At 62.0% G+C, this 13,927-nt stretch carries 13 protein-coding genes; 12 read left to right on the top strand and 1 reads right to left on the bottom strand.

The genetic code is table 11. The annotated features are described in order from the left end of the window. The 12 genes from hpaD (at position 1) to PWG15_RS31405 (ending at position 12,777) form a co-directional block, all read left to right on the top strand. Entirely contained in the window at positions 1 to 981 is a 981-nt protein-coding gene (gene hpaD / locus PWG15_RS31460) for a 3,4-dihydroxyphenylacetate 2,3-dioxygenase (RefSeq protein ID WP_275025515.1), read from the top strand. A gap of 51 nt (positions 982 to 1,032) precedes the next feature. Then, entirely contained in the window at positions 1,033 to 2,469 is a 1,437-nt protein-coding gene (locus PWG15_RS31455; RefSeq protein ID WP_275025514.1) for a pyridoxal phosphate-dependent decarboxylase family protein, read from the top strand. Further along, on the top strand, positions 2,466 to 3,335 hold the full coding sequence (locus tag PWG15_RS31450) for a fumarylacetoacetate hydrolase family protein (protein WP_275025512.1): 870 nt from the start codon (positions 2,466 to 2,468) through the stop codon (positions 3,333 to 3,335). Before PWG15_RS31455 ends, PWG15_RS31450 begins: the two co-directional genes overlap by 4 nt. 3 nt (positions 3,336 to 3,338) lie before the next feature. After that, positions 3,339 to 4,142 carry a 2-oxo-hept-4-ene-1,7-dioate hydratase gene (hpaH, locus tag PWG15_RS31445; RefSeq protein ID WP_275025511.1) on the top strand — a complete coding sequence of 268 codons (804 nt, stop codon included), beginning with the start codon at positions 3,339 to 3,341 and terminating at the stop codon, positions 4,140 to 4,142. An 8-nt stretch (positions 4,143 to 4,150) separates the two neighbouring features. Next, positions 4,151 to 4,963, top strand: coding sequence for a 4-hydroxy-2-oxoheptanedioate aldolase (gene hpaI / locus PWG15_RS31440; RefSeq protein WP_275025510.1), 813 nt, complete (start codon positions 4,151 to 4,153; stop codon positions 4,961 to 4,963). Positions 4,964 to 5,115: 152 nt separating this feature from the next. Beyond that, positions 5,116 to 6,348 carry a peptidase T gene (gene pepT / locus PWG15_RS31435; protein WP_275025509.1) on the top strand — a complete coding sequence of 411 codons (1,233 nt, stop codon included), beginning with the start codon at positions 5,116 to 5,118 and terminating at the stop codon, positions 6,346 to 6,348. 53 nt (positions 6,349 to 6,401) lie between these two features. Continuing rightward, entirely contained in the window at positions 6,402 to 7,334 is a 933-nt protein-coding gene (locus PWG15_RS31430) for a helix-turn-helix domain-containing protein (RefSeq protein WP_275025508.1), read from the top strand. Between the two features lie 227 nt (positions 7,335 to 7,561). Beyond that, complete coding sequence (locus tag PWG15_RS31425; RefSeq protein WP_275025507.1) at positions 7,562 to 8,839, top strand: ABC transporter substrate-binding protein; 1,278 nt, start codon at positions 7,562 to 7,564, stop codon at positions 8,837 to 8,839. Positions 8,840 to 8,930: 91 nt separating this feature from the next. Continuing rightward, positions 8,931 to 9,791: a carbohydrate ABC transporter permease gene (locus tag PWG15_RS31420; protein ID WP_275025506.1), complete on the top strand. Its 861-nt coding sequence runs from the start codon at positions 8,931 to 8,933 to the stop codon at positions 9,789 to 9,791. Continuing rightward, positions 9,791 to 10,612, top strand: coding sequence for a carbohydrate ABC transporter permease (locus PWG15_RS31415; RefSeq protein WP_275025505.1), 822 nt, complete (start codon positions 9,791 to 9,793; stop codon positions 10,610 to 10,612). The genes PWG15_RS31420 and PWG15_RS31415 overlap by 1 nt, the downstream gene beginning before the upstream one ends. A 32-nt stretch (positions 10,613 to 10,644) precedes the next feature. Beyond that, on the top strand, positions 10,645 to 11,691 hold the full coding sequence (locus tag PWG15_RS31410) for an NAD(P)-dependent alcohol dehydrogenase (protein ID WP_275025504.1): 1,047 nt from the start codon (positions 10,645 to 10,647) through the stop codon (positions 11,689 to 11,691). Positions 11,692 to 11,694: 3 nt separating this feature from the next. Then, a complete protein-coding gene (locus PWG15_RS31405; RefSeq protein WP_275025503.1) occupies positions 11,695 to 12,777 on the top strand; it encodes an ABC transporter ATP-binding protein in 1,083 nt (360 codons plus the stop codon). A 19-nt stretch (positions 12,778 to 12,796) separates the two neighbouring features. Here PWG15_RS31405 and PWG15_RS31400 read toward each other — a convergent pair whose 3' ends face one another. Continuing rightward, positions 12,797 to 13,903 carry a hypothetical protein gene (locus PWG15_RS31400; RefSeq protein WP_275025502.1) on the bottom strand — a complete coding sequence of 369 codons (1,107 nt, stop codon included), beginning with the start codon at positions 13,901 to 13,903 and terminating at the stop codon, positions 12,797 to 12,799. Positions 13,904 to 13,927: the final 24 nt, after the last annotated feature.

Below are 13,927 nucleotides of genomic sequence, written 5' to 3'. Positions count from 1 at the left end.
ATGCCCTTGCCGAAACCGAACCTTTACCCGCCCTTCAACATCGTGCGGCTGAGCCATGTGGAACTCGCCGTCACCGACCTCGCCAAGTCCCGCGCCTTCTATGTGGACGTGCTCGGTCTGCAGGTCACCGACGAGACGGCGGACACGATCTATCTGAGGGCCATGGAGGAGCGCGGCCACCACTGCATCATCCTCAAGAAATCGGCGACTGCAGAAGCGCGTGACCTCGGCTTCAAGGTCTACGGCGACGAGGATCTGGAAAAGGCGGCGCACTTCTTCAGGGGAAAGGACCTGCCGGTCGAGTGGATTGAGCGCCCTTACCAGTCGCGCACCTTCCGCACCCGTGATCCGCAGGGCATCCCGCTCGAATTCTATTCGAAGATGGACCGCCTGCCGCCGATCCACCAGAAGTATGCGCTTTACCGCGGCGTGAAGCCGCTGCGCATCGACCACTTCAACTGCTTCTCGCCCAATGTCGACGAAGCGGTCGGCTTCTACAACGAGATCGGCTTTCGGGTTACGGAATACACTGCCGACGAGGAAACCGGCCGGCTCTGGGCGGCCTGGACCCATCGCAAGGGCGGCGTGCACGACATTGCCTTTACCAACGGCCGCGGGCCGCGCCTGCATCACACCGCCTTCTGGGTGCCAACGCCGCTCAACATCATCGACCTGCTCGACCTGATGTCGACCTCTGGCTGGCTTGCCAACATCGAGCGCGGCCCCGGTCGGCATGGCATCTCCAACGCCTTCTTCCTCTATGTCCGTGACCCGGATGGCCACCGCATCGAGATCTATTGCTCCGATTACCAGACCGTCGACCCGGACCTCGAACCGATCAAATGGGACCTGAAGGACCCGCAGCGCCAGACCCTCTGGGGCGCGCCGGCACCGAAATCCTGGTTCGAGGAAGGCAGCGCCTTTGCCGGCGCCGAAGCGAAGGACTCCATCCTCAAGGCACAACCGATCGTCGCGCCCTGAGGTTAGGCAGCAAAGTACGGGTAAGGCGAGACAGCAGACGGGAGCAAGTCAGTGGATCAAAAGAGTTTCGGCGAATGGTCGCTGAAGGCGGCACAATGGGGTGCGGACTATCGGGCATCACTGCGCGACCGGCCGGTGCGGGCGCAGACGGCACCGGGGGCGATCGCCGCACAGATCCCGTCGCGGCCGCCGCAGACAGGCGAGGACATGCAGGCGATCTTCGACGATTTCGAGAAGATCATCCTGCCGGGCATGACCCATTGGCAGCATCCGCGGTTCTTCGCCTATTTCCCGGCGAATGCCGCACCCGTCTCGGTGGTCGCCGAATATCTCGTCACCGCGATGGCGGCACAGTGCATGCTCTGGCAGACATCGCCGGCCGCGACCGAGCTTGAGACAAAAGTGATCGACTGGCTGCGCCAGGCGATCGGCTTGCCGGAGGGTTTCTCCGGTGTCATCCAGGACTCTGCGTCTTCGGCGACGCTTTCTGCCGTTCTGGTCATGCGCGAGAAGGCGCTTGGCTGGCAGGGCAACAGGAAGGGGCTCGCGAGCCAGCCGCAGCTGCGCATCTACTCCTCCGATCAGGTCCATACCTCGATCGACCGGGCGATCTGGGTATCGGGCATCGGCGAGGAAAACCTCGTGCGCATCCCGGCAAAGGGGCCGCGGCGCGCCATGGACTGCCAAGCACTTGAAGCGGCTATTATCAGGGACAAGGCGGCGGGCCTGCTGCCGGCCGGCGTGATTGCCTGCACCGGCGGCACCAGCACCGGCGCCTGCGACGACATCGCCGAGGTGGTGCGGGTGGCGCATGCGCATGGCCTTTACGTCCATGTCGATGCCGCCTGGGCCGGTGCCGCGATGATCTGCGAAGAGTTCCGCGAACTCTGGACCGGCGTCGAGAATGCCGATTCCGTCGTCTTCAATCCGCACAAGTGGCTGGGCGCGCAATTCGACTGCTCGGCGCATTTCATCCGCAGCCCGGATGATCTGGTCAAGACATTGGCGATCCAGCCGGAATACCTGAAGACCCACGGCCGCGACGGCATCATCAACTATTCCGAATGGACGATCCCGCTCGGCCGTCGCTTCCGCGCGCTGAAGCTCTGGTTCCTGTTGCGCTTCCATGGCCTCGATGGCCTGCAGACGATGATTCGAAACCATGTGCGCTGGTCAAAGCAAGTGGCCGAGCGGCTCGCCGACCACGTGGATTTCGAGATCGTAACCGAGCCGATGCTGTCGCTGTTTTCGTTCCGCCATCGCACATCGGGTGAGCCGGACGCCCACAACATCGCTCTGGTCAACGCGATCAACGATGATGGCCGCATCTACCTGACCCAGACCCGCGTCGATGGTCGCGTCGCGATCCGCTTCCAGGCAGGTCAGTTCGACATGACGCAGGAGGATGCGGAAACCGCCTTCGAGGTCATCACCGAAGTCGCCGGTGCACTGGGTGAACACGAGAAAAGCACGGAATCCGCCCTATGAACCATCCCCGTTTTGTGAGCTTTTCGGCCGGTGGAAAGAGCGGCTACGGCCTCGTTTCCGGCAACGGTATCGTCGACTTGTCGAGGCGGCACGGATCGACCTTTCCGACGTTGCGCGAAGTGATCGAGGCAAATGCCCTTGCGCGGCTTGCGGACGAGGTGGCGGGAACGGCGCCCGACATATCGCTTGATGACATCCGCTATGAGATCCCGGTGCCGGCGCCGGAAAAAATCATCTGCGTCGGCGTCAATTTCCCCGACAGAAACGAAGAGTACAAGGACGGTCAGGCAGCCCCTTCCAACCCGTCGCTGTTCATCCGTTTTCCGCGCTCGTTTACCGGCCACGGACAGCCGCTGATCCGCCCGCCTGAAAGCCCGCAGCTTGATTACGAAGGCGAGATCGTCATCGTCATCGGCAAGGGCGGCCGCCGCATTCCCGAGGCGAGCGCTCTCGACCATATTGCCGCGCTTTCACTCTGCAACGAAGGCACGATCCGCGACTGGGTGCGCCACGCCAAGTTCAACGTCACCCAGGGCAAGAACTTCGACCGCACCGGTTCGATCGGCCCTTGGCTCGTACCCTTCACTGACGAGGCCCAACTCGCCGATATCAGGCTCGAAACACGTGTGAACGGAGAAGTGCGGCAGCAGGACCGAACCAGCCGGATGATTTTCTCCTTCCGCAAGATCATCAACTACGTCTCGACATTCACCACATTGGTTCCCGGCGACGTCATCGTCACCGGTACGCCGACCGGCGCGGGCGCCCGTTTCGATCCGCCGATCTGGCTGAAGCCCGGCGACATGGTCGAGGTCCAGGCCGAAGGCATCGGCACGCTCATCAACCCGATTGCGGACGAGGCCTGACCCATGCTCGATAAATCCCAGATCGAAGCGGCAGCGGCCGCCCTCGATACCGCCGAACGCGAGCGTGTCCAGACCGGCCTGCTCTCGCTCAAGCACCCCGAGATGACCATGGACGACGCCTATGCGGTGCAAGCCGCCTGGGTGAAACAGAAGATTACCCGGGGGCGTCGGGTAATCGGCTGGAAGATCGGCCTCACCTCCAAGGCGATGCAATATGCGCTCAACATCGACATTCCCGATTCCGGCGTGCTGTTCGATGACATGTTGTTCGAAGACGGCGCCCGCATCCCCGGCAACCGCTTCATTCAGCCGCGCATCGAGGCCGAGATCGCCTTCGTGATGAAGGCGCCGCTCGTCGGTCCCAACGTCACCGTTTTCGACGTGCTGAACGCCACTGACTACGTGACCCCGGCGCTCGAAATTCTTGACACCCGCATCCTCCGGGTCGATCCGGAAACGAAGAAGGCGCGCACCATCGTCGACACCATCTCCGACAATGCCGCCAATGCCGGCATCGTTCTCGGCGGCCGCCAGATGCGGCCCGATGCAATCGACATGCGCTGGATGGGTGCGATCGTCTCACGCAACGCCGAGGTGGAGGAGACGGGGCTCGGCGCCGGCGTGCTTAACCACCCGGCCCGCGGCATCGCCTGGCTCGCCAATCGGCTTGCGCTCTATGGAGACCGCATCGAAGCCGGCCAAATCGTGCTTGCCGGTTCCTTCATCCGCCCGGTCGAGGCCCGCCACGGCGACACCATCGTCGCCGATTTCGGCCCGTCCGGCACCATCAGTTGCTTCTTCGAATAGGAACGACCATGCCCGCTCCCCGCAACCTGTTCAAACAGGCTCTCGCCGAAAAGCGTCCGCAGATCGGGTTCTGGCTGGCGCTTGCCAATCCCTACACCGCCGAGGTCTGCGGCGGTGCCGGCTTCGACTGGCTGCTGCTTGATGCCGAGCACGCACCGAACGACGTGCCGCTTCTGGCAGCACAGCTTCAGGCACTTTCGGCTTCGCCCAGCCACGCGATCGTTCGCCCGCCGATCGGCGAAACCTGGATGATCAAGCAGATCCTCGATATCGGCGCCCAGACACTGCTGGTGCCGATGGTCGAAAGCGCGGAACAGGCTCGCGCCTTGGTGCGCGCGGTGCGCTACCCGCCCCACGGCGTGCGCGGCGTCGGCGCCGCCCTTGCCAGGGCGTCGGCCTTCAATCGTATCCCCGACTATCTGCAGACGGCCAATGACGAGATCTGCCTGCTCGTGCAGATCGAAAGTCGTGCCGGCCTTGCCGCCCTCGACGAGATCACTACCACCGATGGTGTGGATGGCGTCTTCATCGGCCCGGCTGACCTTGCCGCCGACATGGGTTTTCTCGGCAAGCCCGGGGCACCAGAGGTGCAGGAAGCGGTCGAAGCGGCGCTGATCGCCATCCAGTCGCATGGAAAAGCCGCCGGCATTCTCACCTCGGACCAGACCCTTGCACGACGCTACCTCGAACTTGGCGCCACCTTCGTCGCCGTCGGCAACGATGTCAGTCTGCTGGTGGGCGCAACGACGAAGCTGGCCGCGGAGTTCAAGGGGGCCCAAGACCATCTTGGAGCGGCGGGGCGATCGGGCGGGTCTTACTGAGGCGCTCTCAGGTGTTGACGCAGGCTGCCTCATCGACCACCAGACAAGTACAGGCCTGCCAATAGCCTCGACATTCCGCCACCGAATCCGGTTTGAGGAATCGTGACGCAGGAGTATAGCGGTTGCACGCCCACCAGCATTGGATCCCGCCCATGACCGATACCGTTCTCGACCGCTTCCTTCGTTACGTCGTTATCGACACCCAGTCCGATCCGAAGTCGAAGACGCAGCCTTCCACGGAGAAGCAGAAGAACCTCGGTCGCGTGCTGGTCGAGGAATTGCTTGCAATCGGTCTTTCCGACGCGCATCTCGACGAGAACGGTTATGTCTACGCCACCATTCCTTCGAATGTGGATAAGCCTGTGCCGGTCATCTGCTGGTGCTCGCATATGGACACCGCACCCGATTTCACCGGCACCAACGTCAAGCCGCAAATCCTCAGCGACTACCAGGGCGGCGACATCCGGCTTGTGGGCGACGCGCAGCAGGTCATCCGCGTCGCCGACCATCCGGTCCTGAACGACCAGATCGGCAACGACATCGTCACGACCGATGGCACGACGCTGCTCGGTGCCGACGACAAGGCCGGCCTTGCTGAGATCGTCACGGCGGCGCAGATCCTCGTCGACAACCCCGATATCAAACACGGCACGATCAAGTTGCTGTTCACCACCGACGAGGAGATCGGCCGCGGTGTCGACAAGGTCGACCTTAAAAAGCTCGGTGCCGAATTTGCCTATACCGTCGACGGCGAGACAGCCGGACACATCGAGGATGAGACCTTTTCCGCCGATGGCGTCGAGATCGTCATCCACGGCGTGGCGATCCATCCAGGTTTTGCCAAGGACAAGATGGAGAACGCGATCAAGATCGCCGGCGACATCATTAGCCGGCTTCCAAGAGACGTGTCCCCCGAAGGCACCGAGGGCCGCGATGGCTTCGTGCATCCGACCGGCGTGGCAGGTTCGATGGACAAGGCACAGCTCGGCTTCATCGTGCGCGATTTCGACGAGGCGGGTCTCACCAAGAAGGAGGCCATGCTCGAGGCGATCGTCAAGGATGTGATGACGGCCTATCCAGGCTCGACCTACAGCTTCGAGGTCAACGAGCAGTACCGCAACATGAAGGTCGTGCTCGACCGCCACCCGGAAATCGTAGAGAATGCCATCGAGGCAATCCGGCGGGCCGGCATGCAGCCGGTGCGCGGCAGCATCCGCGGCGGCACCGACGGTTCGCGGCTCTCCTTCATGGGCCTGCCTTCGGCCAACCTCTTTGCCGGCGGTCATGCCTTCCACTCGCCGCTCGAATGGGTAAGCCGCCAGGACATGGAGCGCAGCGTCAAGACGCTCGTCGAATTGGCGAAAATCTGGGCGGAGCGCGCCTAACACCTGTTCAAGGGGAGACGAACGATCGGTACTGTTCCAAGAGGGACCGGGCAATGAACACGGCGCGAAACTCCAGGCGCGCGCCGGCCAATCCCGCTTCGCTTGCGACCAACCCGCCGACCTTCGAGCACATCGTCACCGGCGTCGACGAGACATTCCTCTGGCGTCTTGACGATTATCCCTGGGAACGGAACGTCTGGAACTTCCACCCGGAGATCGAGATCCACCTGATCCGGAAAGCCTCGGGCCTTGCCTTCGTCGGTGACCATATCGGCCAGTTCGGCCCGGGCTACCTCACGGTCATCGGCAGCAATCTGCCGCATGACTGGGTGACGGTCACCGCGCCCGACGAAATCATCGAAGGCCGCGACATCGTCATGCAGTTCCATCCGGACCGCATGCGCGAGATCACCGACGCCTTGCCGGAATTTGCCGAGCTCGAAGCCTTCTTCGCCCGCGCCGAGCGTGGCCTGGTGTTTCATGGCGATGCCCGCGCCAAGGGCGCCGATCTGATCGAACGCATGGGCAGCCTGAAAGGGCTCTCGCGCTTCTCGCTATTCATCCAGTTGCTCGATCTTCTGGTCAACACCGAGGAATACGAGTTGCTCTCCTCGCCGGAATTCGCGCCAGAACTCGACCAGCAATCGCTTGACGTGCTGCGCGGCGCTCTGGCCTTCATCTACGAAAACATCGCCACCGACATTCATCTTGCCGATCTTGCCAGGCAGGCCGACATGAGCGAGACGGCCTTTTCCCGTTTCTTCAAGAAGAACACCGGCAATACCTTTACCGACCACGTCAACAAGCTGCGCATCTGGCAGGCCTGCAAACTTCTGGCCGAAACCGACATGCCGATCACCGACATCTGCTTCGAGGTGGGCTACCTCAACATCTCCAACTTCAACCGCACCTTCCTGCGCCAGCACAAGATGACGCCGTCGGCCTATCGTCGGCTGACAGGCCAGCGCCGCACGTCCCGTTCCTAAACGCATCTCCCCCACCCAGACGATGAATCCTTGCGTTTGCTGCGCTGCAAACGGCTGGCATTCGCCTATTTTTCGCAAGAAAGTACAGAATCGCCGCATCGCGCACGCTAGTTCGGCGGAGCGTAAGGCCTATCATCGAACCCAGCGAAACGGTTCGCTATGAGGAAAGCGCACCGGATCTGAGGAGTATCCGGCGCGCATCGCAGACCTGGGGAGGTCTTTTCACAATGACAAAAGCCAAGACGCTCGTCTCGAGCATTGCCTTCGCATGCCTTCTTTCCACCGGCCTGACGACTGTCGCTGTCGCGGCCGAATGCTCCGGCACGATCAAGGTGCTCGCCCAGCCGCGTGACGGCCTGACGCTGCTCGAGGACTACAAGTCCGAATTCGAAAAGCTCTCGGGCGGCGCATCCTTCGAAATCGACTATCTCAACGAAAACGATCGACGCGCCAAGACGAAGGCCGACGCCTCGACCATCGGCAAGTACAACGTCTACTACATCGACGAGGCCAATGTGGCGCTCTTTGCGTCCGCCGGCTGGGTCGCACCGCTGATGGACTACTATCCTGCGGACTACGACTATGCCGACTTCGATCCCGGCCGGCAAAAGGTGGCGACCTATGACGGCAAGGTCTGGTTTGCTCCGATCACCGGCGGCGGCGACCTGATGGTCTACCGCAAGGACCTGCTGGAAGCGGCCGGCATCGCCCCGCCGAAGACGCTCGATGAATACATCGCCGCGGTGAAGAAACTCAACCAGCCGGACCAGGGCATCTATGGCACGGCGCTTCGCGGCCAACGCGGATCGGGTGCCAATGTCTGGCGCTGGATGCCCTTCTTCAAGGGGTTTGGCGGTAACTGGTTCGACGGCAAGACGCCGGTCTTCGACGGCGAACAGGCGGTCAAGGCAACCGAAACCTATCTCGAGCTGTTCAAGTATTCGGCACCGGGCAGCCAGACTGGCGGCTGGGACGAGGCGGTTGGCGCCTTCACGTCCGGCCAAGTGGCGATGCTGATCGAATCGACCCCGCTCGTCGGCATGGCGATCGACCCGAAATCATCCAAGGTCGCCGGTAAGGTCGGCTACCTGCCGCCACCAGCGCCACTGACGGGCGGCGGCTACGGCCATGGCCTGGCGATCGGCACCAAGGCCAACAAGGACGAGGCTTCGAAGGCCTGCGCCGGTCTGTTCATCGCCTGGGCGACCTCGAAGGACAACGAGGCACGGCGGCTTGAAGCCGGACAGTTCAGCGAACTGAACCGCACCAGCATCATGACCAGCCCGAAATTCGCCGAGCTTTACGGTCCCGATCTCGGCCAGGCACTTGCCGACACCGGCAAAGTCACTGCCGTCAATTTCTGGCAGAGCCCGCAATGGCCTGATCTCGGCGATCGCTGGGGCATCATCCTGGAAGAGCTGATCACCGGAACGCGCAGCGACATCAAGGAAGGCCTCGACGAACTCGACGGCTTTGCCAAGGACCTGGTTGCCCGCAGCCAGTAACAGCGTTCCTCCCGGGGTCCATCGGCAAGGCAGACAGCCACGCCGGTGGACCGCTGCACCATCGGCGCTTGAAGCCGCAGGACGTCATGACATGAAGCAGAAAAACAGCCTGCCGGCGGTGTTCCTCACCCCGGCCATGGGCATCCTCGCCGTTCTCGCCCTCGTGCCGACGGCCTATGCGATCTACATCTCCTTCCAGAACCGGGAGCTCAGCCGTCCCGACGGCAGCTTCATCGGCTTCGCCAATTACATCGATCTGTTCTCGGATCGCCGTTTCGTCAACGCCATCGGCGTCTCCCTGACATGGGAAGCCGTTACCGTCGGCATGACGCTTCTGATCGCCGTCGGCCTCGGCATTCTGCTGTTCGAATGCGTGTCGCCGCGCACGCGCAATCTGCTGGCGCTTCTGTTTCTGGTGCCGGTCATCCTGCCGCGCGTTTCGGCTGCATTCGTCTGGAAGTTCGCCTTTCATCCGCTCTACGGTATTGCCACCTATCCCTATAAGGCGATCACCGGCCAGCCACTGGACCTCCTCTCCAATCCGGCAACCGCACTTGCGACCGTGGCCCTGGTGGACGTGTGGCAGTGGGGGCTGTTCTTCGCCGTCATCGTGCTGAAACTTCTGGAAACGTTGCCGCCGCAGCCGTTCGAGGCAGCAAAGCTCGACCACGCGCGCACTTGGGAAATCTATGCCTTCATCGCTCTGCCAATGCTCAAGGCGCCGCTGATCTCGCTCGCCTTCGTCAAGATGATCGAGTCGCTGCGCGCCTTCGACCTGATCTACGTCATGACCCGCGGCGGCCCCGGTATCGCGACCGAAACGCTCGACATGTACGCCTTCTCGCAAGGTTTCATCGAGTCCGGCCGTATCTCCTACGCCTCCAGCATGGCCGTTCTGATGATGATTGCCACCTCGATCGCCTTCACCTTCATCTGGAAGAGGGTTCAGTGATGACCGCCCACACCCTTGGCCGCCTCATCGGCCGGCTGATCCTTGGCCTCGCCGCCTTCTCCGCCATCTTCCCGATGTTCTGGACGGCGCTCAACGCCTTCAAGAACCGCGTCGACATCGTCACGCCGACACCGCTCTTCATCTTCGAGCCGACGCTCGACAATTTCGCCTATGTGCTCGGCCGCGAAAGCGTCTTTGCCGGCCTCGTCAATTCGCTGCTGATCTCGGGTGCTGCGGTGCTGATCGGCGCGGTGCTCGGCCTGCCCGCGGCCTACGCGATCGCGCGCTATCCCAACCGCTGGTCACGCGACATCCAGTTCTTCGTGCTGTCGCTGCGTTTCCTGCCGCCGGTCGCGATCGCCATTCCGCTGATGGTGATCTGGCTCGATTTCGGCCTTTACGACACGCGCCTGTCGATGATCGTCACCTATTCGCTGCTGACGCTCGCAACCATCATCTGGCTCAGCGTCCCGGCCTTCGCCCGGGTGCCGAAGGAAGTCGAGGAAGCGGCCCGCGTCGATGGCTACGGCCCCTATGCGATCTTCTTCCTGATCGCGCTGCCAATTGCCCTTCGTTCGCTCATCGGCGCCGTCGCCTTTGCCTTCGTGCTCGTCTGGAACGAGTTCCTGATCGCACTGATGCTGACGACCTCGGACGCCAAGACGCTGCCGATCGTCGCCTCGGAACTGACCCAGCTCGGCCGCGACGTGCCCTGGGGCATTCTCAATGCATCCGTCGTGCTGCTCTCCATTCCGCCGCTGCTCTTCATCGGGGTCCTAAGTGGCATGCTCAACAGCGCCTTCAAGCGCAAGATTCAATGAAACCCAAGACTGGAAAAACAAGGAAGTCCTCCATGCAAGCATTGGTCCTCGAGCAAAAAGGCAAGCTCGCGCTCAGGGAGATCGACCTCCCGCTCACGCTCGGCCCCGATGACGTCAAGATCGCCATCCACACGGTCGGCGTCTGCGGCAGCGATGTGCACTATTACACCCATGGTGCCATCGGCCCCTATGTGGTGCGCGAGCCGATGGTGCTCGGGCACGAGGCGGCCGGCACCATCGTCGCCGTCGGCAGCAACGTGGAAACGCTTGAAGTCGGCGACCGCGTCTGCATGGAGCCGGGTGTTCCGGATCTTACGTCCCGCGCTTCCAAGCTCGGCATCTACAATGTCGATCCCAAGGTTCGCTTCTGGGCGACGCCGCCGGTCCATGGTGTGCTCGCTCCCTTCACCGTCCATCCGGCTGCTTTCACCTACAAGCTCCCCGATAACGTCTCGTTTGCCGAGGGCGCGATGGTCGAGCCGTTCGCCATCGGCATGCAGGCGGCCGCCCGCGCCCGGATAGCACCCGGCGACGTCGGTGCCGTCATCGGCTGCGGACCGATCGGCATCATGGTGGCGCTGGCAGCCCTTGCCGGGGGCTGCAGCCGTGTCTTCATCTCCGATTTCAGCACCGAGAAACTGGCCATCGCGGCGCAATATCCGGGCATCACCCCGGTCAACATCGCCGAGCGCTCCTTTGCCGATGTGATCGCCACTGAAACCGGCGGCTGGGGTGCCGATGTCGTCTTCGAGGCAAGCGGCAGCGCCAAGGCATTCTCAGGCATCTTCGATCTCGTTCGCCCGGGCGGGGCCATCGTGCTGGTCGGCTTGCCGGTCGAAGCTGTCCAGTTCGACGTGCCGGGCGCAATCTCGAAGGAGGTCCGCATCGAAACGGTATTCCGCTATGCCAACATCTTCGATCGCGCGCTGCAGCTGATCGCATCGGGCAAGGTCGACCTGAAGCCGCTGATTACCGAGACATTCCGGTTCGAAGACAGCATCAAGGCGTTCGAGCGGGCTGCTTCCGCCCGGCCGACGGACATCAAGCTGCAGATCCTTATGGACAGCGGGAAGGATTGAGCCATGGCGAACATCGTCTGCTCCGGCGTCGACAAACAATACGGCGCCGTCAATGTCATCACGGATTTCAACCTCGATGTCGCCGATCACGAGTTCATCGTGTTCCTCGGTCCATCCGGCTGCGGCAAGTCCACGCTGCTGCGCATGATCGCTGGTCTTGAAGACATATCCGGCGGCACCGTCTCGATCGGCGGACGCACGGTCAACGACCTGCCGCCAAGGGATCGCGGCGTCGCCATGGTCTTCCAGAATTATGCGCTCTACCCGCACATGACGATCTACGACAACATCGCCTTTGGGCTGAAGCGCATGAAGGTGCCGAAGACGGAGATCGACACGCGCATTCTGGCTGTCGCGGCAACGCTCGGGCTTGATCCCTACCTAACCCGCAAGCCGACTGAATTGTCGGGAGGGCAGCAGCAGCGCGTCGCCATCGCCCGCGCCATGATCAAGACGCCGCGCGTCTTCCTCTTCGACGAGCCGCTTTCGAACCTGGATGCAAAGCTCAGAAACCACATGCGCGTCGAGATCGCCCGGCTGCACCAGAAGCTGAAGACCACGACCATCTACGTGACGCACGACCAACTGGAGGCGATGACGCTTGCCGACAGGATTGTTTTGATGAAGGGCGGAGCGATTGAGCAGGTCGGCACGCCAGCCGAAATCTACGAGCGCCCGCGCACGCTCTTCGTCGCCGGTTTCATCGGCACGCCGAATATGAACTTCATCGACGTCACCGCCGAGAAGACCGAAGGCGGATGGCTGCTTCGCAGCGCCGGCAGCAACTTCGTGCTCTCGGATGACAAGTTCGCGCTCCGCCATGGCCAGCAACTTGTGCTCGGTATTCGTCCGGCCGATCTGACGATTGCAGCAGAAGGCCACAACCTTCTCTCCGGCACCGCCGATCTCGTCGAGTTTCACGGCAATGAAGCGCTCGTGACCTTCCTGTTTGCCGAAAAGGAAATCGGCGCGCTGGTCAAGGCAACCATATGTCCCAAACCAGGAGACGCCGTATCTTTCGCCATCGAGCCTGAGAGCCTGCATCTCTTCGACCGGGAAAGCGGACTCTCCTTGCTGAAGTCCTGAGCGAAGCGGCTGAACCTCGTCAGCTCGGATTTGCAAATGAGGCGGCTGGAAGCGGTCCGGCCGTCATCATCGTAAAATCGAAGGGCACGCGGACGTCGGCATCAAGCACGTATTGCCGGTGAACGCGAAGGAAGTCGCGTTTGATCCTGCGATAGCGGTCCGGCGAAAGCATGTGCTTTAGCCGGATGAAGACGATGGGCGGCTGGGGCGCATCATGGTGTCCGGCCAGTGAAACGACCTGGCATCTGTAGAAATTGATCGCATCGGTCAGGCATTGCACGTCGAACCAGAAGATGTCCTTCACACGGGCGATGGCCCCGACACGGCCCCGCAAGACCTCGGCCGAGCGAAGCAATGCGCATTGCAGGATCGCGCCACCGAGCGTGACAAAGATGATGCGTTTTCCCTCAAACAGGCTCGGCTCTCTTTCTACCAAAGTGCCGATAACCTGGGTGGCGATGCTTGATCCCATGCTGTGGGAACTGATGACATATTCGTCGGCCGGCTCGCTGAGTGCCGCCCGCACGGACGCCAAATTATCCTCAACCCACTGCTTGAAATAAGGTTTTTCCAGGCTGGCGACGGCAACGGCCAGTTCCCAATCGGAAAAGAGGTGCAGCGTGTGCCATCTGTCCGACCACGGCAAAAAGAGCCGGAAGAAGGCCACATAGGCGATGATTGCACTTGGGATCAGGAGCCACGACTCAAGCGCAAGCCAATAGGGCGCAGTACCGATCAGCACGCTCAGAGCGAGCCCAATCGCCACCATCAGGAATGGAAAGAGGAAGAACAGACCGAAGCGCCACGCATGCCAGAAGTAAGACCAAGCGCCGCCTTCCCAGATCACGCGTGCGGCACTCAGGTACCCAGCAGCCATTCGATGTAGCATCGACCGACCGTTGAGGCTTTTGACGATTTCGTCGTGATCGAAGACGTAGACGCGGCTCATCGTTCGCCAATCGATGCCTTGACTGTCCACGTCGAAGTAGCGGCTGGGCCCTTCGGTCTGTACCGGTCCCACCTCGACCGCAAAGTCCTGAAGCTTGGCGGTCTTAACCGCCGATCGCTTGTAGCGCGCCTGGTGCTTTGCGGCGTCCAGTGGCTCAAAGCCTGGAAAGTGCAGCACAGTTCGTTTCGTGACGTGCCCGGA

The sequence above is a fragment of the Ensifer adhaerens genome (assembly GCF_028993555.1).
GTDB lineage: Bacteria > Pseudomonadota > Alphaproteobacteria > Rhizobiales > Rhizobiaceae > Ensifer > Ensifer adhaerens_I.
This window is presented reverse-complemented; position numbering and strand designations above follow the sequence as displayed.